This is a genomic window from Arthrobacter sp. StoSoilB20 (genome assembly GCF_019977295.1).
Classification (GTDB): Bacteria; Actinomycetota; Actinomycetes; order Actinomycetales; family Micrococcaceae; genus Arthrobacter; species Arthrobacter nicotinovorans_A.
Map to the genome: position 1 here is coordinate 2,087,239 of NZ_AP024651.1, position 22,303 is coordinate 2,109,541.

A 22,303-nucleotide genomic window follows, 5' to 3' on the forward strand; every position below is an offset into this window, starting at 1 on the left:
GCACACCACTGGAGACGGATCTCTGGAAATCGAACTTCCCGCTACGGAACAAACGAGAGCGCCGGGACGATATAGCTTTTGGTATGAGCAGGGGACAGGCCACGCATGCCTAGGACCGGTCGTCAAGTCCCACCCCGACCGAAGGACAGTAACCCGGACGGTTGAGCGAGTGGACTCTGGGGACCTCAAACAAGCTACGGCCGGTATCTGGAGCGGGTACGTTTACTCGAAACCGGAGCAACTTGGTCTGCCGTACCGAGACGTTGCGATTCCAGTCGACAACGGTGTCGCCCCAGCGTGGAGGTTCGATCCGCCCGCCGGTGTCGAAGCATCCGGTGTCTGGGCCATCCACATCCACGGAATGGGCGGCCGGAGGGCCGGCACTCTCAGAGGCATACCAGTCGCAAGACGTCTGAGGCTGACGTCGCTGGTAGTCTCGTTGCGCAACGACGGCGACGCCCCGCCGTCTTACGATGGCCGCTACCGTCTCGGCCAGACAGAGTGGCGCGACGTCGAGGCTGGCATCAACTACGCCGTTTCCAATGGCGCTGAACGCCTTGTCCTTTTCGGATGGTCACTGGGCGCTTCCATCGCCCTTCAAGCAGCGGCCCAGTCGCCGAATTCCTCGCGAGTAGCCGGGATGGTTCTCGACGCGCCAGTCTTCGACTGGCGAACGACCCTGGCAGCGAACGCCAAGGCGGCCGGACTTCCTCGGCCACTTGTGCACCTGGGCTTCACCATTCTTCGATCCAAGCGCCTCCGGTGGTTGACCGGCCTTGCTGAACCCATAACTCTCGATTCCCTGGATTGGCTGGCGCGAGCAACTGAACTGGACAAACCGGTCCTCGTACTCCATGGAAAGAAGGACGACACAACGCCCTTCGAAGTATCGAAGAACGCTGCCAGTCTGAGGCCGGACCTAGTCAGATTGGTGGAGTTTGAATCCGTGGGTCACTCTCTGGAGTGGAATGTCGACACCGAAAAGTGGGAGCGATCGGTCGAGGAGTGGTTCCACGGTCTCCCGCTGGCTTGCTCTAGTCCTGGACAAGCGGGAGCGCAGGCGTAGGAGGCATTTGCACGGAGTACTGGGCCGCTAGGTCAATGAGCTGACACTCGACCAATGAGGCGTGAGCGGAGTAACGCTCGTCGGCCAAAGCCTGAATGTAGCCAGCCGACTCAAGGACGAGGAGATGACGCCGAACCGTCCTTCGAGAAGCTTGAAGCCCTGATGCCAAGACGCCAGGGGTCGATGGCCCACTTCTGATGAGGAAGCGAAGGATCTGGCTCCGTGTTCGGTTCATCAAGATGGATGTGGACATTCAAAACCACGGCTCAGGTTTGTAAGGGATGCTTGCTGTAGACGGGTCTACAGCAACACGATACGCCTCATGTACATCGTGGAAAAGATTCAATGTGCAGCTGATTGTCTAGCCTCGGCGCTCGCGGAATACTGAGGGCAACGCAGCAGCATCTCAAATCGAACGAGGCAGACGAAAGGTGGAGCATGCCGGCGAAAGACGCTAGCCGCAACGGCGAGTTGTCACCACAGGCGACCCTCGCCCGTCGGCTAAACCTGCTGCTCGACGTCGTTGTGGCCGAGAGGGGTTCGCCCGTCACTTTCAGGGAGATTGAGGCCGGACTCCGAGCTCGAGGAATCAAGATCTCCAGGGCCAGGTGGTTCTACATGAAGGACGGGACAGGTCGCCTCGTCAGTGATCCACAGCTGCTTGGCGCTATCTGCGAGATGTTCGACGTCGATCCCTCGTATTTGCTGAACGGCGTCGAAGGCGACGTTCCCGAACGGATCGACTCGCAGTTGGAGTTTGTGAAGTCTCTGAGGGCAGCCCGGGTGAAGTCATTCGCTGCTAGGACGCTCGGAGACGTCTCGCCGGAAACGCTTCGCGCAATCTCCGAGTATCTGAACAGAGACATCGACTTGCATCCGAATGGGGAGCGTGCCGCGACTACTCCTCCAAGACATACCGAAGGTGGGCGTCCAGCAACTCCTTGATGCGGGCAGGATTCGCTGAGTAGCGAGGAGAGCGGCCGTGGCGCCGTCCGGCCTCCACATCGACCTCAATGGCGCCGACCTGTTCAAGGGCTATGAGGTGTTTGGCGACGCTGGGTTCGCCGGCGCTGACCGCAGCGACGATGTCCCCTCTGGATGCAGGACCATTTGCCGTCAGGAACCTCAGAATCTCATTCCTTGATCGGTTCCCGAACGTCGCCACGGCGTCTTCAACGTCAGGCGACCACGCGTCGTCGTGAGGCTGCGTGATCCGTGGCATGGCTCCATTCTTACTGAACAACATGCAAAAAGTAAGAACTGGGATCTTGACGATACTTTAATTATCTTCGACAATATTCTTTAGAAGCTTGTGTTGTGGTCAGTGTCGTCACTGCCACGTTGAGCCGCCACATCTGGTGGCGCTGGAGATATTCGAATCCGTTAGTCGAAGCGGTGAGAGCCATGAGCCTGGAACACCTGGCGGGCAACGCTGAATTCGTAAATTCAACGCCATCCCCGGTAGATATTTCGCTGCTGAATCCCGTGGCGCCGACCCTGACAGTTCCCGTCGACCAGATGATGGCATCGGTAGAAGGCGTGCGTCGCTACGTCGTCTCGCACTTAGGTCGGATCGGCCGCTCGTGCGATGTGGACGATGTCATGCAAGACATCAGGATGGCTGTCTGGGACGGGGTGGCACGCGGACACTACCGGCAGATCCCTGGAGTTCCATTTGGGGCATGGGTGCAAGGAGTAGCGGGAAATGTCTGTGCTGCGCATGTCCGTAAGGAACTCGGCCACAAGACGTTGCCCCTGCTTGTAGATCCCGGCGAGGGGGAGAGCTCGGAATTTCTGCAGCAGCTAACGGTGCTAGTCGTGTCCCGTGACTACCGCGGTGCTGAGGAGGTCATCGATCAAGAATGGGCGCACATGGTTCTCATGCTGACTCGGGCCGCTGTGTCAGCTCCGGTATGGCGCCTCGCAGTGGGCAGCCTTACCGAGCCGCGACGATACGCACCACCGTCGCCTCAAGACCGTCGCCGCTGGAACGCGGTCACCGCGGTTCGGCAGACTGCAAAGACAGTAAGCCAAGCGTTGGATGTAGATCCTGAAGCTGTGCATGACATGCCCGGTTTGTGCCGGCACGCCGTTGGCTGTCTGCCCAGTCCGCTGCTACGGGGAGTGGCCGAAGCAATCGTTCTGCCCGAACATCACGGCGTCGAACGGCAGGCTGCCATCGCTGCTGTTGCCGAGGAGTACAACGTCACTGATCGATATGTGGCAGTTCAAATCGGCACGGCCCGTCGGTTGTATCAAACGGCATGGCGAGTCATTCGCAGTTCCATGACTTCGGCTGTTTGAGTCATGTTGCTCATTGGCGAGGTGAGCATGAACAGGCCAGGAGGAAAACATGGTTGAATCCCTTTGGCCTGGGCGAAGAACTCGCCGGTGGTTATTTGGCCTAGCACTGGCGGCCATCTTTGGCGCCTTCATTCTCGTTCTGGTCACACCGCGGGAGTCCCCGTCAACGAGAGGGACCGATCTCCCATCGGCAGAGTCTCAAACGCGGAAGGCTTCACCGAGCGCTTCACCGACGCCTACGCCGAAACCAACGACATCAGCTCCACTCTCTAAGGTGCCGGCGTCCGTTCCGCCTGTCACGGTCGATTATCGGGCCCTTGCTTCCGCGACCGCCGTGGCTATCTATAGCTGGGACACCCGAAGTTCGTCCTATTCGGATGTGTACGCCCGAATTCGGGGTTGGTGGTTCGTGCTCCCTGACGGATCAAATCCGTTGGCCGTCCTCGTCCAGGAGTTTGAGGCAACGGGCATCAACCCGGGGTCCTTCGCTTCGCTCGCAGGCCAAGGTGCCTACCGGGTAGCAACGTTCGAATCCATGGCGTGCGACAACGAACTGGTGAAAGTTCGCGAACGTCCAGCTCCGTGGGTGGGGCTTCATGTCTGCACGGTTCGACTCAAGGTCGTTGATCAGACAGTTAGTAGCAGCAATTCATACACAGCCCCCGTCAGTGTCATGGCTAATTGCCCGCCGGCAGCGACCGCTCCGCCTGATCGATGCCAAATGGTCGGATTCTATGCCTCGACCAGCCGGATCGTCTACTGATGCCGTATCCGGCATTGGCGATGGCCATAGCCAGGCGCCGAACGCTGGTAAGGGCTGCGACCGCCGTCGTTCTCGTGATCGTGCTTTCCCTGGGTGTTGTGGTCAGTACCCTCGCTTTAGTCTTGGCGGGCGACAAGCCGGAATCATCTGTCGGGTGTGTGTCGAGTAGCGGCACTGTCACACGAAGCGACCTCGAGAACAGTGGATCTCGGCTGGATGGTCAAGCCGTTGGACTCTCCGCAGGGCAGATTGCTGTGGCGCAGGGGTACATTTCCGTCGGGAAGCAACTTGGCGTTCCTCGGGAGGCGATGGTGATCGCCATAATGATGTCTCTCCAGGAGTCGACCCTCCGGATGCTCGCCAACGCGAATGTCCCTGCGTCATTTCAGTTTCCTCATGACGGGGTTGGGATTGACCACGACTCAGTAGGTTCGGCACAGCAGCGGCCAGCGGCTGGATGGGGAACTGTCGCAGAGCTGATGGACCTTTCCTACAATGCGAGGGCATTCTATGGAGGGCCTTCTGGACCGAATCAAGGTAGTCCTCGAGGCTTGCTGGATGTGCCGGGCTGGTCTGCCATGAGCAAAGGGCAAGCAGCCCAAGCAGTCCAAGTTTCAGCGTTTCCAGAGCTCTACGCCCGATGGGAACCACGGGCGACCGCGATCGTTGACCTGCTCCAGGGTGTCACCACGGTCCCGACGTGCAGCGCGGTGGAGAGCGGTGGGCCTGATCCGGTGTCTGCGGAAGGTTTGTCTCAAATCAGGCAGGACATTCTGCGCTTCACCCAGGCAGGGTTGGGCGGTGCTTACGTCTGGGGTGGAACGGCATTCAAGGCCTGGGATTGCTCCGGATTCGTGCAGTGGATCTATCGGCAGGTTGGGATCGAATTGCCGCGTGTGGAGCAGTGGCGGGTCGGGCGAATGACGGACAGCCCACAGATCGGGGACCTTGTCGTGCAGAACCCACAGGGTCCATATAACTGGGGGCATGTGGGGATCTATGCTGGCGACGGCATGATGTATAGCGCGCTCAACCCGTCCGCTGGGACATTGCTACATCCGATCGACTGGAACCCCGGAACGGCCTATTTCAATCTACTGTTCTGATCAAGGAATGAATGGCCGGGTCACCATCCTGAACCTTGCCGTGTGTAGTCAGAGAGATTTTCGGGAACACAGAGTGGCGCATCCTGAAAAGTACTCCGGTAGGCGATAGTGGAACGAACAACTAAGCACGGGGGAATTCTTTGACATTGGGTAGTGAAATTGCCGGTAGAATCATGGCTGCCGTCGAGGCGCTGGATTCGCCGGATGACGCAGCGGTTTCGAAAGTGGTCAAGAGCATTGCTGAACCCCCGGCGTTAATTGCCCAAGAGCCGTTTAACGGCTGGATAGAGAGTTTCGGAGTTCAGGGCGTGCGGGCCTTTGGGCCGTTGGAAACCATCCAGCTCTCTCGCGGCCTCACCATCATCTACGCCCAGAACGGCTCAGGAAAGACGAGCCTGGTTGATGCGATAGAACTACTATCGGACGGACGTACAACTAGAGCAGCCCAGTACCCTCAGCTTGAGGGCGAAATGAAGGATGAACACCACGTCCAGCATGCCACTCTAAACGGTTCGCCGTGTTCGCCAATCGCAAAGGTCAATGCCGTGTGGCGGCCTGCTAAAGGTATGGAAGCGGTCGACTCGGTATGGGCCGCGACATGGGGTCAGGCTGCGGAAATGGCGCCCCCGGTTCATTTGCTGGCGCGCAGGAGGCTTCGCGAAGTCATCGCTCTAAAGGGACCGGATCGGGCATCTCGCTTGGGCGATGCGCTAGGTCTGAGCGCACTGACTGCAGAATGGAGTGGCGCCCAAAACCTATTGGCAGAGCAAGCGAAGCGTCTTGAAGTAGCCCCTATTGTTCCGCAGGAGTTCGTGGAGGAAGTGGCACGACTAGTTGCAAGCACTGCCAGCGACGCCGACGAATCATTCATCAGAGATCAGATCACGCAGGAGGCGCTGCTTGTCCTAAGCGCTGAGCCAGTGGACGAGCTTCTTCCAGCGAGTCCTTGGGACGCCACGTTGGCGCAACCGATCTCGATTCCCCCCACTCTTCCTCAGATCGCTAGCTTGGTGGAGTCAATCCAGGGAATAGAGGATCTGGCCGCCCAGCCCCAGCCCGTCGCGGGTGGGGGGATCGCCCCGGAGCTTATGGAACTTCTGCGGGCCTTTCTTTCTTCCGCCAAGCCTCATGAGATTTGTCCGGCCTGCGAAGACGGAACCGTTAGGCCCGAGCGGCTGACCGAAATTGAGCGCATACTTCAAGATCTAGCTGCACTCGAGCAGCATCTGTCCATGCAGAAGGCCGTTCAGTCGCGTGCGGCAGCATCGATGGATGCACTTTCTCTAGGAGGTCTTGATTGGCAACTTTCTGTTGTACCTGCCGAAATATCGCAGGCTTTGGGGGCTTCAGAAACAGACTCTAAATTTCGAGCTTCGTATACTGAGCTGCAGAAAAAGTCGGTTGAGTGGAACGCTGAGATTCAAGCAATAGCCGGTGCCAAAGAAAAAGCCGGCCGCACGATGATCGTGGAAGATCTCCGATCGCTTGCGGTGTCTCTGACGGACCTCGGGGTACGACGCCAAACACTTGAGGCCATGAGCATGCAATGCGAGGAATTGCGAACGCAGGCACGACAGGAACGGATAGCCACGGCCAAGCGCCCGGCGGCGTTGGAGGCGGATTGGCGCATTCTCAATGCGCAACTGATCGCTGGAAAAGTTGTGGAAACCAGACGGGCCAAGAAACGCCAAGCTGTAATGAAGCGAGCAAGTGCGGCACTTAAGACGCACCTAGACAGCACAGTCGGTGAGAGGTGCGGCCTTCTTGCTGAACCAATTAACGAGTGGATGGCGCGCCTGGCCCCCGACAAGACACCAGGTGTCCGTGTGGCAACGAGAGGCACTTCAGGGCGGACGTCGCTGGACTTGTTTGTTGCGGGAGGAGGGCAGGTCAAAGCTATCGGACGGCTTTCGGACTCCCAACTTGACATGCTTGGACTGGCAGCTCACCTGGCCACCCTAGAGCGGGAAGCCCCTGGTCAGCCGGTGATTATCGACGACCCCACCGATATGCTTGATCATCTAACGCGCGACAAGTTGGCCGGCGAGGGCATCGCGCGTCTGTTGGAGGGGCACGATGGCGTTCGGCGGCAAGTTGTCGTACTAACACACGACGATCAGTTTGTCCGCGAATTGTGGCGACACCATGGGCACAGGTGGCCTACAACTTCCCAACTGGTCATCGAAGTCAATAACAGTGTTGTTCCTCCTCAGGCTGTCGTTGTTCCCAGATCCGCAACGCAGTACCTGGAACGCGTTGAGACTTTGTTGTCCGAGCATCCGGACGACGGAAATCGACTCTGGTTGCGGAGCGCAGCAGGAAATCAGCTACGGCAAGCCCTTGAAATGATTGTCAAGGATATCCACGTCGTCGTAGGTCCATTGGGTCTGGGGTATTCGAAATCGGGTGAGGACTCATTGGACAAACGCGGAGTAGGTGCGGCCTTCGATGACGTTGCCCGGGTGATTAAGGATATTGAACGAGTCCACAGCGAGTGTGGCTCGGCACGGCATCGCAGCGCCCGCACACCCATTGCCCGGCTACTGGATTCCATCGACAGACGCAAAGACTATCTTCTTGATGAAGCCAGCCACGCTGACTTCGTCTATCCCAGCGTTGTGCAGATTAAGCAGTATGCATCCCAGCTCAAGTGGTTGGCTCAGTTCCTTGAGCCAAATGCCTGGGGCCGCACGGACGAGTGGCCAGCCTCATGCCGATGGGCCAAAGAGCTCCAGACATGTCCTCAGTGCCTGCTGGTGGAAACTGCAGCCAGAGCCGTTAGCGTCTCTGCGTAGACCCGCCACCGGTGGGCGTTCCTTCGGCTGCTACCGGTTCGAAGTTTCGTTTTGGTGTGTGCGGGCGAGGAGGGGGACGCGATCGTGGCTAGGTCCGTAGGCGAAGGCCGTTTTCATGTATAACTTGGCGGGCGTTCGCTCCGAGAATTCTAGCTAAATGCTGTGGCGCACTACGCTTTGGCGTACTTGGCTCACGAAAGCGTACTGAACTAGTGAGGACGCTTTGGTGGGCCACCTTCGCTCCTCCGGCATACGTCTCTCACTTTTCGGCAAAAGAATCTGACCTACTCGAAATTCGTATTGCATCTGAGGCTGCCGTCATGTTGTTCCATTCCCCGACCGCCATGAAGTCGTGAGCCCAATCAGCTCATTCCATAGGAAGACGACTGGATGGAGCACCAGATGGTACTGGCAGCGGTGGATCCTGGGATCACCCCAAACGCGAACTTTCCTTTTCTTGAGTCCCTCAAGCAGATAGGCGGCGGCATCCTCGTCGGCGCCTTTATCGTCATTGCGATCGTGGCGATCATCGGAGCTGCGATGCTGTTGGCCGGCAAACTGAGCCAATCCTCGAGGCTGGCCTCAGGCGGCGGAGTAATCCTGCTGTGGACCGGCCCCGTCGCAGCAATTCTTGGCGGCATCAACGGATACATACTCTGGTCTCAGACGGCCTTTCCGTTGGGCTTCTAGCCGCGCGCGATCATGCCTATCGAGTGTGACCTCAACGGTTGGTGGCCGCCGGGCTGCGGACTGGTTTCTCAAGCCAACGACGGCGTCCAAGGTTCCATCACTTCAATCTTCGCTAACGTCCTTCAGAACATTGCCTCGTGGATGTGGGGATTCATCACAGGGGCCTTCAGCGTTTCCGAAGTCGACGATTCACAGTGGGCGGCTATCGGCGGATTAACCAACTGGTGGGTCATCGTGATGATGACACCGCTGGTGGTTGTGATGATCCTTCAACTACTCTCCGGACTGATCAGCCAGCAACCTCGCCGGCTGGTCAGGGCACTAGTCGGGGGAGCGGCAGCGGTACCTTTGGTTGCCGCGGCGGTGTACCTTGTCCAGCAGCTCACGCGAGTGACTGACTCCGCTTCGACCGCTCTCTTGGAGTCGATCGGGACAGATCCATATGTCGTGTTCATGCGGCTCTTCGGCTTCGAACGAGCTCCCGAAGGTTCAGAGCGCGAATGGAACGTGATCTCTCTGGCGCCGGGCAACCAAGGCGGAGCTGTCGGTGCCGCGATTGTGACCGTAATGGCAGTCATCGTCGTGTGGATTCTGGCGTTCATCCTCATGTGCTCCATGATCTTCAGGACGTTCGCCCTCGCAGTCTTGGCGGCCGTCGCACCGGTCGCGCTCATGATGATGCCCTGGGAGAAGTCAAAGGCCTGGGCCGGGCGGTGGTGCGAAGTCGTCGTCGCGCTCTTGCTCGCGAAACCGCTGGCGGCGACAGTTCTAGCTGCGGCGATCAAGCTGTTTGCGGATTCGACGTCCTTTGCCGGGTTGGCGGCCGGCACCGTCGGCATGGTTCTTGCCTGCGGAGCACCATTGATGGCGCTGAGGCTGGTGAGCTTTGCGGGCGGGGAACTCGCAGCCGCGGCTCAAACGGCTGGCGGCGGCCACGTTCTTGCTCGCAGCAGCAGCGCTGTCTCCAGACAGTTCAGTCGACAACTCGGTGGCATGACGATTGCCTCAATGTTGGGCCGATCGTCACTAGCGCGGCCAATTCCCTCAAGTCGCAAGGACTTCCCCACGCGCGTGCTCGCACATTCACTGCCCCTGCCGCGAAGCCTGACGAGCGCGACGCCGATACTCACCTCAAGTGAAAACGCTTCGGCATCGTACGGAGCAAACTCTGCCCGCGGAGGTGCCGCAAGGCGGGACGACGTGGTGAGTGGAGAGGTCGTATCCGACCAGAGCAAGCAAGCGTCGTCTGCGACACCTTTGCGGTTAGGCCGGAACCTGGCCGCCGGTCCGCCAAAGTCAAACCGCCCCAGGACTCCTCGGCAGCCCGAGGTGCGAAGTCCCGGCAGTGCGCTGCCCACATCCCAATTGCCGCCCATCAGGCCCAAGGCTTCTGAGGGGCACTTCCCTCCGGAGAAACCCCATGACTGACGATTCCCGGGCCCTCGAGGCCGTCAAATTTCCCCGATACGAGCGCCGCGGCATCTTCATGGGGCTGAAGTGGTACCAGCTCGTGTTCCTAGCCCTCGGCATCCTGACGGCCATTATTGCCTCTGCGACGGGAGGCCCGGTCGGACTGACGACGATGAGTCCCATTTGGCTGCTGCTCATGCTCATGGGAGTGCTCCAACACGCTCGAATCCCTTATCCCATCTGGGTCAGCCTCATCACGCTGTTCTTCGTTCGACTGATCCTGGGACAGACCCGATACCTCGCCCGCCCTGAGAAGGCACTGAAAGCAGGGAAGCTTGCGCTACCAGGTGGACTCGGCAGCCTGAAGCTCCAGATGACCAAGCGGGGAGAGTGCTTTGTCGTTGACCCTCAGGGCAAAGAAGCAACGGTCGTCTTGCGGTGTACAACCCGGTCATTCGCTCTCCTCGACGACGATGACAAGGCGTGGGCCGCTCAGGCATGGTCACGGGTGCAAGCGGGACTCGCCCAACGCTCGGACATAGCCAGAATCGCCGTTCAGGACTACACGGTTCCCTATCCTTCGTCCGCCCTTCAGGATTTCTACGACCAGACCATCGTGCAGAATGGCGGCCACCCTGGGGGCAATTCGTGGGGCGAGGTGGCATATCAGGACTTGATAGCCGCTGCCGGATCCGCCATGAGTCACGACGTGTTGTTGTCCGTTGTTGTGGATACCGCCAAGTCGAGGAGGCGCATCAGAGAGTCCGGCGGCGGCGTAGGCGGACTCGAGCGTGTTCTGCGCTTGGAGGTACAGGCAATCACGACATCCTTGGCGTCTCATGGAGTGCGGGTGGACGAGTGGCTTTCGGAATCGCGGCTACTTGAAGTGTTCAGGGGTGCCTTTGATCCTGAAACGGTCTCCCGGGGATCAGTGAAGAAAGACAGCGAGTCGCGGGATGACCGGCCGACCGGAAAGCGGCGGGTGAGTTCGAGCCCGATGGCCGTTGAGGAGCACTGGACTCACCTCCGTACGGACTCTGGGTTCCATCAGACCTTCTGGGTCGCGGAGTGGCCGCGGCAAAAGGTGTATCCCGGATTCCTGCACCCGCTGGTTTATGTCGGCGACTTCCGGCACACGGTCACGCAGGTCATTCGTGCTGTACCCACCTTGGAGGCGCTGCGGGACATCCGATCTGCACAGGAAGCGCATGAAACCCGTCGCAGGATCAATGCCCGGTTCGACCGACCTACGACGAGGGAGCAGCGAGCCGAGGAAGAAGAAGTATCGCAACGGGAAGAAGAAATTGTTGCTGGCCATGGCGATGTACGTCCGACCGCCTTTGTGACGATCACCGCCGCGTCCTTGGAGGATCTGACCAGACACCGCCACGAACTCGAGTCCGCAGCAGCCGGCGCGTTCGTCGAACTTCGATTGCTGGCGGGGCAGCAGTGGGCAGCCTTCATTGCGGGCGGACTGCCTCTGGGAAGGGGATTGCGATGAGCCTCAAGAACCAAGAGGTGACCTATACGCCGTCGGGCACTCGCGCCGAACGCAAGAGTCTCAGAAAGGCGGCCACCGCAGAGTCATTGCCGCAGAAGCGCAAACTCGGCCAGCGAATCGACCAAGCATTGGAGCGACGCGGCGACCGCGAGCGCCTTGTCAGTGATTGGGGGAGTAAGGAACCGCAGTCACTATGGGGACCGCATAGGCTGCGGCCGGCACCTCACCGCGCCTCGACCATGACCTTCGCGGCGGCCTACCCCTTCATCACGGAGTCAGGTCTTGGCCACGAGGGAACCTACATAGGAACTGATGTGTTCGGTTCGGGAGCCTTTTCCTATGATCCGTGGATTCTGTACGACAAGGGAATCATCAGCGGTCCTTCGATCGTCGTGATTGGCACTGTTGGCACTGGCAAGTCGATGTGTGGGAAGTCGCTCGTTGCTCGCTCCATCACGTTGGGGCGGAAAGCGGCTGTTGCGTCGGATCCCAAGGGTGAGTGGGTTGCGGTGGCCAATGCGGTGGGTGGCAAGGTCATTTCCGTTGGCCCAGGGCGCACGGCCCGTGTCAATCCTCTGGACGCCGGTCCACGGCCCAGCTCACTATCTGACACTCAGTGGAAGGCTGTCGTCCGGCAGCGGCGCCGGCAACTGATCGTGGCTTTGGTGTCCCTCATGCGTCAGGGAACACCGTTGCATCCCGTCGAGCACACCGCTCTCGACATGGCTCTGATGGAAACCACCGCGGAAAACTCGACGCCGACCTTACCTATGGTGCTGGATCACCTCTTGAGTCCTTCCGCGGAAACGCTAGCCCTTGTTGGCAAGGACGGCGGAGCGTCAGTCAGCCACTCCCTGCGGCGCACAGTTTCGGGCGACCTGGAAGGAATGTTCGATGCGCCTTCCACGGTGGCCTTCGATGCCGACGCGCCGATGATGGTCATGGACACGTCTGCGCTCATCGGGGCCTCCGAGCAGGCACTGTCTCTCGCCGCGGCCTGCAGCGCGACGTGGCTGGAGGCGGCAGTGACAAACCCCGACGGCGGTAAACGGCTTGTGGTGTACGACGAAGGTTGGCGGATGCTCGCCGATCCCTACATGCTGGCCAAGATGAGCGAGCAATGGCGGCTTGCTCGCACCTACGGGATCGCAAACCTCCTCATCATGCACAAGGTGGCTGACCTCAATGAGATCGGCGACAGCACAAGCGGCCACCGTCAGAAAGCCCTGGGGCTGCTGACAGAAGCGGACACGCGCATCATCTATCGCCAGAAGCATGACGCCATGCGCCTGACCAAGGAAGCCCTGGGTCTCACCGAAGCTGAGTGCGAGCACGTCGAGAACCTTCCGAAGGGCGTTGGGCTTTGGAAGGTTGGGAACCGTTCATTCATCGTTGCCAACAGAGTGACCACGGACGAGCTGGAAGTGTTTGGCACCGATGGCCGGATGCACCTGTGAGGGCGAGATCGAGTAGCAGCAGTCCCATGGTTTCAGTGGGACTCGGGGCTTTGACCGGTTACATGGCTTTCTGCCTGTTGGTCCAGGCAGCTGCCCACTTTGCTGGCGCGGGGCACTGTGGCGGCAGGCCGCCGTCGTTCTTCAACCCCGCTGCAGGCGCCGGGCTGTTTGCGGGCCGCCACGACTGGATTGTTGGTGCTTCCCGCAATTGCACCTTAGACATGGCGGCAGTCTGGTGGATTGTGGGAGTTGTCCTCACATTGCTTGCGGCGCTCGCAGCCGGGTCGGCGCTGGCGTGGAGAACCTGGAAACAGTCCGGCGCGTGGCTACGGCAGGACATCCTGAGCAGGGATGGCGTGGCTGGCCGGGCAGAGATACTTCGGGACTTCGGAGCCAGAGCGGTTCGCAAACGTGGGCGATACACTCGCCCGGGCCTCAGCAAGCCGAGCATTCACGACGTGTCGTGGACACTTGGGCGATCCCGCGGGGTGACTATCCATGTTTCCACTGAAGAGTCGATGGTCATTCAGGGGGCTCCTCGCTCGGGTAAGGGCCTATACGTGGTCATCAATGCGATTCTCGATGCGCCCGGTGCTGTTGTCACCACATCAACGCGAGCTGACAACCTGGTGGTCACGATGCGAGCGCGGATGTCTGATGGGAGGCCGGTTACAGTCTTTGATCCTCAGGGCATGTCGGGTCTGCCAACGACGCTGCGCTGGTCGCCGGTACGTGGTTGCGGTGACCCGGACATCGCAACCCGGCGGGCCCTCGTCATCACTGCAGACACAGAGATGAAGGGCGAGAATGCCGCGTGGCAAAAGCGCTCGCTGATCGTTCTCCAGTGCCTGCTCCATGCGGCAGCGCTGTCGGGGGAGGGAATAGCCGCATTCCGCAGATGGTCGTCCAGTCCGGTGTTGGCCAGAGAGGCGCTGGATATTCTGGGGCGTCCCGGTGCGGCGTTGGGGTGGCAAGCAGATCTGATGGGGATCTTGGAGGACGACCCAAGGAACACCTCCAACTCCTGGATCGGGGTCTCAGCAGCCGTGGCTCCACTCTCATCTCCAAGGGTGTTGGCGGCGCTGAACCCACAAGACGAAGCTCAGGAGTTTGATCCCAAGGCCTTCATCAGGCAACGGGGGACGCTCTACCTCATCGGCACCCGCTCTGGAGCGGCGGCCGCTGGCCCCTACCTGTCCGCTCTGATCGACGACATCGATAACGCCGCGCGAGAGCTGGCCTTCGTCGCACCTGGAGGCCGACTCGATCCACCGCTTTCACTTATCCTCGACGAAATAGCGAATCTGTCGCCGTGGCCCGGTCTGCCCGTGGTGCTCTCTGATGGTGGTGGTATCGGCATCTCAACGCTCGTGGTTCTGCAGTCCCTTTCGCAGGCGCGGAGCGGATGGTCGATCGAGGAGGCGGCCACCATTTGGGATTCTGCGATCATCAAGGTGATCTTCGGCGGAGGTTCGGATGAGCGTGACCTGCGCTCGCTGGCGGGTCTGCTGGGGGAGCGGAGCCTGATCCTAAACACTCGTTCCTGGTCCTCTCAAGGACGCCAGGACGGCGAGCAGATTCGAGAGAGTCCGGTGATCCGTCTGGATGAGATCCGGCGCCTTCCTGTTGGCACTGCACTGATGCTCGGACGGCGAACTCGGCCCATCCTTTTGGACTTACGTGACTGGCATAGGCGCAAGGACGCCGCCGAGCTGGGACGGTCGAAGCTGGAGACCGAGCGGGAATTGGCCGCTGGCCATTTGAATAGGCAAGAAGCGAACAGCGAGCGTGATTCATGAGCACTCAGGCTGATGATTCTGACTTTGAGGTGGGGCGGGTATCTGACTTGGATGATGAACTAACCGCGGAACTGTTCCGTTCCTCGTTCCAGCCGGCGCAACGCAACGCTGGCATGACTCATCGATGGCGGGACATGTCATCGGCGCAGGCGGAGGTGGTGTGGCAGAGCCTCTTTGACTGGGTTCGCTGGTTTGTGGCCACGTATCAGCTGACAACGTCGGTGGTGCCGGACTGTTGGTGGCGGCACTCGGAGATTGTGGCCGAGTTGTATGCGCTTTACCGGGCGGAAGCGGCGTCCTTCACGTCAGATGACTCGGGATTCGGTCCGCTGGCGTTCCACGAGAGGCTGCCCCACGGCGTCGAGCGTCTTCGAACCCACACGCGGACTGCTGGGTGCGTTGGGTTGCAGAGTCACAAGGAACCCGTCATGAGGATCGTGCCAGCCGAGCCGGACTTCGAGGACTGGAAGCTGGGCACCCATCAGACTCGAAGCTGACCCCGTCATGACGTTGCTTTGTTTGCTCGACATGAATAGGTGATCCCTACTTGGGGCCGTCTAGAAGCACGAAGGATGGCTGTCGTGGCCTCTGAATCTGAACTGAATGCTGACGCAAACGGGGCTGAAGAAGCCGCCGCGCCGCCGTCGAACGTTCGCCTGTCACCTGAGGAGCGCATAGCCGACCTGACCAGGGGACTTCACACAGCACTTGAGGAAGCCATTGATTCGCCCATGCGCTGGCAGGTTCTGCTTGACGCCTCCGCAACCCTGTGGCGGTACTCAGGAGGTAACGTCGCCCTGCTGATGATGCAGATGGAACAGCGCGGCACCCAAGAGCCGACTCTGGTGGCCGGCTACAAAGAGTGGGCTCGGCATGGGCGAACGGTTCTGCGGGGAGAACACGCGCTCTGGGTTATCGCGCCGCGGACGGCCTCGATGCAGGAACTGATTCTGGCTGACGGACAGCGCAAGCTCCTGCCAGCGAATCAGACTGCACCTGATGATGCTGTCAGCAGAGGCAAGAAGAACGTGATCACAGGTTGGCGCGGGCAGGCTGTCTTTGACGTTACCCAAACGGAGGGCACTCCGCTGCTGGTGCCTCGCGCGGATGCTCAAGGTGGGGCGGACGTGGGTGATCTGTGGAGTTCCCTGCGTGAGGTTGCGAAGGAACACAGCTTCCGGGTTGAGGTGTCGGGATTTCAACAGGGCTACACGAGTGGCTATACCGACTTTGATGCTCGTCGAATTCAAGTTGGTGCCTGGATGAACGACGAGGAGCGGGTAGCGGTTCTTGCCCACGAACTAGGTCACGTCCTTTTGCACGGACCAGACGACCGCCTTGGGCGACTGTATGGCAGCAGCGCGAACCATCGCGGCTTGGCGGAAGTGGAAGCCGAATCGGTTGCCTATACCGTCCTGCGGGCCCACGGCATTGTTCGTGGACAGCAGTCAGCTTCCTATCTGGCTGGCTGGGCCGACGCTGTCATCCGCGCGGAGAACGATTTGAAGCACAGCTCCTCAGATGGCTGGGTGCCGACGTCGCGCGTCGACATCGCCAAGTCGGTCCTGGGGCGGGTGACCGCAGCAACCAAGGGGATCCTGGCGGTCTCGGATCCTCCAGGGTTCGGAGGAAAGTTCGCCACCGCCAGTGCTGACCGGACCGTTGCGGACAATCCGACGTATGCCGGCGTCCCTGGACCGAATGCTTCATTGGATGGTCCCGAGATTGCTGGTCCTTGAACGCACAGATGTCCGTCGGGAGAGGCCCGTCGACTAAGGAAGGTAACCCATCATGAATACAAAGATCCCCATCACTATCACGGGGAACCTGGTCGCAGATCCCGAACTGACCATCGGGGAATCCGGTACTCCGCACGCGAAGCTCCGCGTTGCCGTGAACCAGCGCATTCCGAACCCGGATGGCACCTGGCGAGACGGCGAACCGGTCTTTCACAACGTGTCTGCGTTCCGGATGCTCGCGGAGAACGCTTCGACGTCTCTGAAGAAGGGTGACCCTGTGATGGTGTCGGGAGAGCTTGAGTTCCGTTCGTATGACAAGGACGGCGAACGGCGCGAAGCCCGGCGGATCATCGCTGACACTATTGGGCCGGACCTTCGTTTCGGGACCGCGACGTATCAGCGCTCCGCACGAGCAGTTGCCGAGCCCGAGGCCAACGTGGAAGCTGCAGGACCACAAGCGACGACGGCGACCGGCTGGCCCGCGTACAACGTGACCACTAAGGCGCCGGTGGTGGCGTCCCCTTTAGGCGGAGCTCCGGTGAATGACATGAACGTTTGACCCGTTTTGCCTCTTTAATATGGCCCACGTCCCTCCAGAGGCGTGGGCTTCTATTTTGTACACGGGACCCTAGTTAGAACATATGTTCTAATCTTGTTGCTATGAGACCAAAGCAAGACTCCACCGCTTTCGCCCGGATGATGGCGCAGATTGACGCCGACAATAGCCACCCCAAGCTTGACGACGGCCAGATCATTGAGTTCGAGCCGGGGAGTCAGCCCTTGGTTCGTGTGGGGGAGATCTATGGTCGGGCAATCAAGTACACGAGGACCTTTGGGTTGGTTGAGTGGGTGGATGACGGTCGGGTTTATCACGTTCAGTGGTTCCCGGCCGGGCAGGTAAGGCGCGTTGATCAGGAGTCTTGGAGGGGACGGCCACTGTAGGTCCTTCTTCGTACCGGCTTCATCGGGGGATACGTCGGCGATAGGAGGTGATTGAACGGCAGCGGTGATTAGCCGACGCGAAAGCTAGACGAGCGGCGCCCACGCTAAGACATGGTCGCCGCTGATTCGATAGGTCTCGGGCCACGGCGCTCCCGGTTGCACCTGCGTCGGATCTGGCTGAATCAGCAGAACAGAGCCTGGCCAGATGGGGTCGGGGAGCGCTTCGATCCATGCTGGTTGAATGTAATCAAAGCGATTCCACCTGATGGTGATCCAGGAGCCGGTCGGCTGCAGAGCGTCTACGGTCAGAACTGTGACCTCGGTTGTGGTCCCGGCGGCCACTTTCAGGTCTTCCAGTCGCTTCCATTTAGCAGCGGATTCGGCCTGCCACTGCCGCTGACCGCGGAGACGTTGAGCCCAGAAGAGCAGGACTACTACACAGGGAGTCGTGAGGGCGACTGGCAACCAGGCCGTCCCGGAAATCGTGAAGCTTAGAACCATCAGGATCACGGCAAGCACCAGCGTCACTGCGCTCGTCGCGATCAGAGCGGGTGTTGCTAATCTCGGCTTGAGGACTGGGTTCATCTGCATACTTGCTCCGACTTCCAGTTTAAAGCTGCCATCCGGCATTTGTCAGGCTTATTGGGGAGTCGAACCCATACAAGTTGCCGACATCTGTTAGCCCTGGCTCTGGTGTGGCGGCTTGGCCGATTACTCGCTGCAGGTAGTCCCACTGCGCTCGCTGTTCCCATTCCCAGTCCGCCGGAGTTGGACCAAGGGGGAGTGCCGCGCTACTGACGCCCCACTGGTCCCTGTACACGGCCACATCACGAAGCAATGTGGCCGACTCGAACGGATCTGCACCCGCCTCGATGTCGTTTCGCAATAGTGTGGCCCATTCAGGGTCATCGAGTAGAACCGCGTTGGCGACCTGCTCCGCACGGTTCCCAATCCGCCGTCGGACTTGGTCCAGCAACGCTGCGAGGTCTGCTCGGTCTATCGGCAGCGGCTCAGTCAACGGATCGATGGGCGATGGGGGCATCGCCGAGCAGAACCTGCGAAGCCGGGCGTGGGCAACGGCGGTCAGGTCCAGCGCATTGGCTTCTGAGCCCAGAGTCTCGTTCAAGGCGCGATGGGCTCCAAGGCGACTGATGTTGTTGGCACGTCGCCACGCAGCGACGGCGGCGCACCAAGCTGGAGATTCGCGCATCTCCTCAGATCGGCCGGGCATAAGACCGTCGATAGCTTTAGCGAGATCCAAACCCGCAGCGATTTGAGCCAAGTAATCGTATTCGCAGCTCAGACGCTCGAGGCTGTCGGCGTGCTGCCGCTCGAAGTCCCGTACCTCGTGAGCCGTTCGCTCCGCACCTTCGGCAGCTAGGACCTCGCCGAGGATCACCCGCCAGCTCGAACGGGTACTCGGGTCCAGGATCTCGTCTACGTCCGGGTCGTTCTCGCTGACGTAGGCCGTGTTGGAGTGCCGGCCCCGGGTCATGCTGACATACAGCAGTTCCCGCGTGAGGCGCCCAGGGGTGACGACGGTGTGGCCGGTGTCGACAGTGAGGCCTTGACTGCGATGGGCTGTGGTGGCGTAGCCGAGCTCCAGGGATGATTCCACATAACTGCTCGGCAAGAGTAAGGCAGCTCCGGTGTCTTTATGTATCGCGTTGACGGCACCATGGCGTCTATCGACTCCCGTGACTTCGAGGAGCGTCCCATTGCGAAGGAACTCACCTCGATCGTCGCGAATGGATCGGTCATTCCGACGGGCAATAACGATGTCGCCACGACCGGCCCGCAGCCCGTCCCGAAGGACCACGGTGAGTTCCGCGTCCACGTCGCCAAGGCTTACCCGGTCGGCTTGAGCCCGTTCATTGAGCATCCGAACGGTCTCGTTGTCCGGAGCTATCAAGACCGAAACTCGGCCAGCCAGTATATCCGCGTGCCACGCGGAGTAGGCGTGGTCGACCATGTCTGAGTAGTGGCCATGTCTGACGCGACCGTGGTCTTCATACTCTGTGAGTACAGACGGATGTCCTTCACGCAGCCCAAGGGAGGCTGACCGTTCCCACGGATCCTTGAAACGCCAGATCGTGCTCAATCGGCCTGCTTCCCCTTGCCGATGAAGCCAACCAAGCACACCGCCGGCATCGATGGAATCGAGTTGGGCCGGATCGCCAACTAGGAGGATCTTGGCGCCGGCTCCCTTGGCTTGGCGGACCAAGGCTGCAAGCTGAAGCGTTGAGACCATGGACGCCTCATCGAGAATCACCAGCTGATTGGGCCGGAACAGCCATTGGTTCTGCTCGGCGGCCAGTCGAGCGACCTCTTGTTGAAGGCGACTAACGAGTGGGCTGCGGGAAACGGATGCTCTACGCAGTCGATCGTCCGCTCGGAAGAACCGCCCGGCCCGCTCGGCCGCACCAGACCCAACGGATTCATGCAGCCACTTAGCGACGTTCTCAGTAACCATGCGCAGCTCCGAGCCGAGAACCTCGGCGCTCGCAGCGGCCGGCGCCAGGCCAACAACGCTGCCCATCCCGTACGCTGCCTCCCATGCTGCTTTGACCGCGCCAAGGGTCGTCGTCTTACCGGTCCCGGCCGGCCCGACGATGGCGTCGAGCCTGCTGGAGCTCAGCAGGACCTCGGACGCTGCTGTCAGTTGGTCATCGTGGAGGCATGACCCTTCGCCGTTTCTGTATGACGTTAGTGTCTCGAAGGCGAGATCGACGGGTACGGCCGGCCCGCCGTCGTTGTTCTTCGCCGCAAGGATTTCTTCCTCAAAGTCGAGCGTCGATTGATCGGTATAGAGACGCGACCCGTGGAAATCGAAGACGCTGCGCCCGGCGAATCGCAGATCATCGGCCGCATCCGCGGGGACGCCGTACCGATACTTGTTGAGTGGCGCGGATTGACGCTCCGCCGCGGTGGCCACGGCATCGATCAGCGCGTTGCGGTCGGCAGAGGAGGCGCAACGGATCTCGGCGCACACACGCTCACCTTCGGCGATGAGGTTCCAGCGATTCCACGTAGAGCGCTTAGCCGCCACACGTTGTCGAGTGACAAGCCCGACGGCGGCAATCCAGTCAGGGGCGAAGTCGCCGATACGGAATGGGCGTATGCGGGAACGGCGAGTGGTGGAAGCTACGACTGACTCGGGATCAAAACCTTTTGCTTTTGCTCTGTCGCGCCACTGTGCGGATAGCGTTCGCAACGGTGACGGCTCAACGTTCTTGGGAGTTCGAGTCGAGAGCGTGGCTCGCTGGCGCAACCTCACGATGGTTGTCGCAGTCGGGCGAGCTCCGTGGTCCATCGTCCATTGCTTGACGAGGTAATCGGTCTCGATGTCGATGAGCCTTGAGCGGTTGGAGAATTCGTGGACAAGGGCTTCAGCAATGCCAGTGAGTTGCTGGCTCGGGTTATGAGTGTTTTGTGCTGGGGCTCGGATGTCGGTGTCCGTACCGAGGTTGGTGTGCAAGGCATCGAAGAGCAGCCCGTTGTAGTGTTCGCTGGCGGCGACGACGGCTTTGTATAGGGATCGGGAGTCCAGGGTGGCCCAGGCGCTGTCCGTAATCCGCTGGACCCGGTTCGCGATGACAAGGTGGGTGTGGAGTTGCGGGTCGCCGGCGCGGGATTCCCAATGGTCGAAGGCTGCGGCGATGACTCCTCTAGTGCCGACCTGTGCGACTCCGTTCCGCCCGGATCTGGTGTTGATGACCTGCTCTTCCATCCAGGCCAGCGTTGCTTCGATAGCTTCGTAGTGGGTCTGGAGGATCTGCTCCTGGAGGTGACGAGGGCTGAGTGCCCACAGCGTAGAGACAGACTTCGGGACGCTGAAGGTGAGGTCGAAGCCGGCGACGGCGTGTTTAGTCGCTTCTGTATTGGTGGTCTCTTGGTTGATCGGCGGCTGCCCGAGGGGCCTCCCCAGCGGTTCCTTGCTGTCGGGGTGGGCTGCGTTTTGGAAGATGGAACGCGCGTCAGCTTCAGTGACTCTTTCGCCTGATGTGCGGGCAATGCCGCGGAGTCCGCTACCCAGCCAAAGACCCTGAGGTGTTCCGGTTTTCACGTAATAGCTGATGGTGTCCGGGGGAGTAGGGGAGACGTCGTCCAGCATCGTGGCCTTGAACAGGTACTTGAGCCCTGAACGTACGGAGAGCCTGGCAATGGACATTGTCATGGCCGTGTGCCCGAGCGAGTCCTGGATGGCAGCCAGCCTCGCTGACGGAGGATGTCGAGTGTCACGGGGTCGAGGGCGATGCCCTTAGCACGCGAAATTTGGAGCAAAACGGCGGCTACACGGGCGAGGTCTTGGACGTTCGTTCGCTGGGCTCGCTTCAGGCGCAGGACTTCGTTGTGTAGGAGGCCGTTCCTGGTTTCCAGTTCGTCGTAGATGGCATGCAAGCGTTCCAGTTCGGAGGACTGCGATCGCAGCTCTGTTAGGAGCCGGTCAACGTTTTCGTTGTATTCGGATTCGGAACGCGTCTGCTGTTTGGAGGTCTGCCTGTTCACACCAGTTCATGTAGTCCCCACCCACACCCCGCATGACTTTCGGGTGGACTTGCCTTGGATGCCAGAGGTGTGAAGGGAGTGGCGGCCCGGTCGATAGGGGGGAGACTGTCATCGCCGGTGAGGGCATCTACGGGAGGCGATACAGGCGCCTTCTGTTAGTAACGCGACCTTTGGTCTGGAGCGCTTGCCTGCCTCGCCGCGGTAGGTCTCGGCGGCCTGCCA

General features: G+C 60.3%; 20 protein-coding genes. 14 read left to right on the forward strand and 6 right to left on the reverse strand.

Going from position 1 to position 22,303, the window contains the following annotated elements; genetic code table 11:
• Nucleotides 1-169 precede the first annotated feature (169 nt).
• Both LDN85_RS09430 and LDN85_RS09440 read left to right on the forward strand, forming a co-directional pair.
• Entirely contained in the window at nucleotides 170-1,066 is an 897-nt protein-coding gene (locus LDN85_RS09430) for an alpha/beta fold hydrolase (protein ID WP_223945198.1), read from the forward strand.
• Nucleotides 1,067-1,504: 438 nt separating this feature from the next.
• Nucleotides 1,505-2,011 carry a hypothetical protein gene (locus LDN85_RS09440; RefSeq protein ID WP_223945200.1) on the forward strand — a complete coding sequence of 169 codons (507 nt, stop codon included), beginning with the start codon at nucleotides 1,505-1,507 and terminating at the stop codon, nucleotides 2,009-2,011.
• Here LDN85_RS09440 and LDN85_RS09445 read toward each other — a convergent pair.
• Nucleotides 1,965-2,288 carry a helix-turn-helix transcriptional regulator gene (locus LDN85_RS09445; RefSeq protein WP_091466822.1) on the reverse strand — a complete coding sequence of 108 codons (324 nt, stop codon included), beginning with the start codon at nucleotides 2,286-2,288 and terminating at the stop codon, nucleotides 1,965-1,967. The genes LDN85_RS09440 and LDN85_RS09445 overlap by 47 nt on opposite strands.
• A 182-nt stretch (nucleotides 2,289-2,470) precedes the next feature.
• Here LDN85_RS09445 and LDN85_RS09450 point away from each other — a divergent pair, with 182 nt between their 5' ends.
• The gene (locus tag LDN85_RS09450) at nucleotides 2,471-3,370 is read left to right on the forward strand and encodes a sigma factor (RefSeq protein WP_223945201.1); all 900 of its coding nucleotides are present in this window, start codon (nucleotides 2,471-2,473) and stop codon (nucleotides 3,368-3,370) included.
• A 424-nt stretch (nucleotides 3,371-3,794) separates the two neighbouring features.
• Here LDN85_RS09450 and LDN85_RS09455 read toward each other — a convergent pair whose 3' ends face one another.
• Nucleotides 3,795-3,968: a hypothetical protein gene (locus LDN85_RS09455; protein ID WP_223945202.1), complete on the reverse strand. Its 174-nt coding sequence runs from the start codon at nucleotides 3,966-3,968 to the stop codon at nucleotides 3,795-3,797.
• A gap of 725 nt (nucleotides 3,969-4,693) precedes the next feature.
• Between LDN85_RS09455 and LDN85_RS09460 the strand changes: the two genes are divergently transcribed.
• The 6 genes from LDN85_RS09460 (at nucleotide 4,694) to LDN85_RS09485 (ending at nucleotide 13,092) form a co-directional block, all read left to right on the forward strand.
• On the forward strand, nucleotides 4,694-5,239 hold the full coding sequence (locus LDN85_RS09460) for a C40 family peptidase (RefSeq protein ID WP_223945443.1): 546 nt from the start codon (nucleotides 4,694-4,696) through the stop codon (nucleotides 5,237-5,239).
• A 146-nt stretch (nucleotides 5,240-5,385) separates the two neighbouring features.
• Entirely contained in the window at nucleotides 5,386-8,034 is a 2,649-nt protein-coding gene (locus tag LDN85_RS09465) for an AAA family ATPase (protein WP_223945203.1), read from the forward strand.
• A 390-nt stretch (nucleotides 8,035-8,424) separates the two neighbouring features.
• Nucleotides 8,425-8,724 (forward strand): hypothetical protein, encoded by a 300-nt coding sequence (locus LDN85_RS09470; RefSeq protein WP_050684098.1) that lies wholly within the window; start codon nucleotides 8,425-8,427, stop codon nucleotides 8,722-8,724.
• A gap of 12 nt (nucleotides 8,725-8,736) precedes the next feature.
• On the forward strand, nucleotides 8,737-10,152 hold the full coding sequence (locus LDN85_RS09475) for a type IV secretion system protein (RefSeq protein ID WP_223945204.1): 1,416 nt from the start codon (nucleotides 8,737-8,739) through the stop codon (nucleotides 10,150-10,152).
• Nucleotides 10,145-11,635, forward strand: coding sequence for an SCO6880 family protein (locus LDN85_RS09480; protein WP_223945205.1), 1,491 nt, complete (start codon nucleotides 10,145-10,147; stop codon nucleotides 11,633-11,635). The genes LDN85_RS09475 and LDN85_RS09480 overlap by 8 nt, the downstream gene beginning before the upstream one ends.
• A complete protein-coding gene (locus LDN85_RS09485; RefSeq protein WP_223945206.1) occupies nucleotides 11,632-13,092 on the forward strand; it encodes an ATP-binding protein in 1,461 nt (486 codons plus the stop codon). The genes LDN85_RS09480 and LDN85_RS09485 overlap by 4 nt, the downstream gene beginning before the upstream one ends.
• Nucleotides 13,093-13,150: 58 nt before the next feature.
• Here LDN85_RS09485 and LDN85_RS09490 read toward each other — a convergent pair whose 3' ends face one another.
• On the reverse strand, nucleotides 13,151-13,315 hold the full coding sequence (locus LDN85_RS09490; protein ID WP_223945513.1) for a hypothetical protein: 165 nt from the start codon (nucleotides 13,313-13,315) through the stop codon (nucleotides 13,151-13,153).
• Between the two features lie 337 nt (nucleotides 13,316-13,652).
• Here LDN85_RS09490 and LDN85_RS09495 point away from each other — a divergent pair, with 337 nt between their 5' ends.
• From LDN85_RS09495 to LDN85_RS09515, 5 genes are all read left to right on the forward strand, one after another.
• Nucleotides 13,653-14,891, forward strand: coding sequence for a TraM recognition domain-containing protein (locus LDN85_RS09495; RefSeq protein ID WP_263422083.1), 1,239 nt, complete (start codon nucleotides 13,653-13,655; stop codon nucleotides 14,889-14,891).
• Entirely contained in the window at nucleotides 14,888-15,388 is a 501-nt protein-coding gene (locus LDN85_RS09500; RefSeq protein WP_223945207.1) for a hypothetical protein, read from the forward strand. The genes LDN85_RS09495 and LDN85_RS09500 overlap by 4 nt, the downstream gene beginning before the upstream one ends.
• Before the next feature lie 84 nt (nucleotides 15,389-15,472).
• The gene (locus LDN85_RS09505) at nucleotides 15,473-16,630 is read left to right on the forward strand and encodes an ArdC-like ssDNA-binding domain-containing protein (RefSeq protein WP_223945208.1); all 1,158 of its coding nucleotides are present in this window, start codon (nucleotides 15,473-15,475) and stop codon (nucleotides 16,628-16,630) included.
• A gap of 52 nt (nucleotides 16,631-16,682) precedes the next feature.
• The gene (locus LDN85_RS09510) at nucleotides 16,683-17,189 is read left to right on the forward strand and encodes a single-stranded DNA-binding protein (RefSeq protein WP_223945209.1); all 507 of its coding nucleotides are present in this window, start codon (nucleotides 16,683-16,685) and stop codon (nucleotides 17,187-17,189) included.
• A gap of 101 nt (nucleotides 17,190-17,290) precedes the next feature.
• Nucleotides 17,291-17,572 (forward strand): hypothetical protein, encoded by a 282-nt coding sequence (locus LDN85_RS09515; protein ID WP_223945210.1) that lies wholly within the window; start codon nucleotides 17,291-17,293, stop codon nucleotides 17,570-17,572.
• A gap of 84 nt (nucleotides 17,573-17,656) precedes the next feature.
• Here LDN85_RS09515 and LDN85_RS09520 read toward each other — a convergent pair whose 3' ends face one another.
• From LDN85_RS09520 to LDN85_RS09530, 3 genes are read right to left on the reverse strand one after another with little or no spacing between them, the layout of a single operon-like run.
• On the reverse strand, nucleotides 17,657-18,202 hold the full coding sequence (locus LDN85_RS09520) for a hypothetical protein (RefSeq protein ID WP_223945211.1): 546 nt from the start codon (nucleotides 18,200-18,202) through the stop codon (nucleotides 17,657-17,659).
• A complete protein-coding gene (mobF, locus tag LDN85_RS09525; RefSeq protein WP_223945212.1) occupies nucleotides 18,183-21,749 on the reverse strand; it encodes a MobF family relaxase in 3,567 nt (1,188 codons plus the stop codon). The genes LDN85_RS09520 and mobF overlap by 20 nt, the downstream gene beginning before the upstream one ends.
• Entirely contained in the window at nucleotides 21,746-22,081 is a 336-nt protein-coding gene (locus LDN85_RS09530) for a hypothetical protein (protein WP_223945213.1), read from the reverse strand. Before LDN85_RS09530 ends, mobF begins: the two co-directional genes overlap by 4 nt.
• Nucleotides 22,082-22,303: the final 222 nt, after the last annotated feature.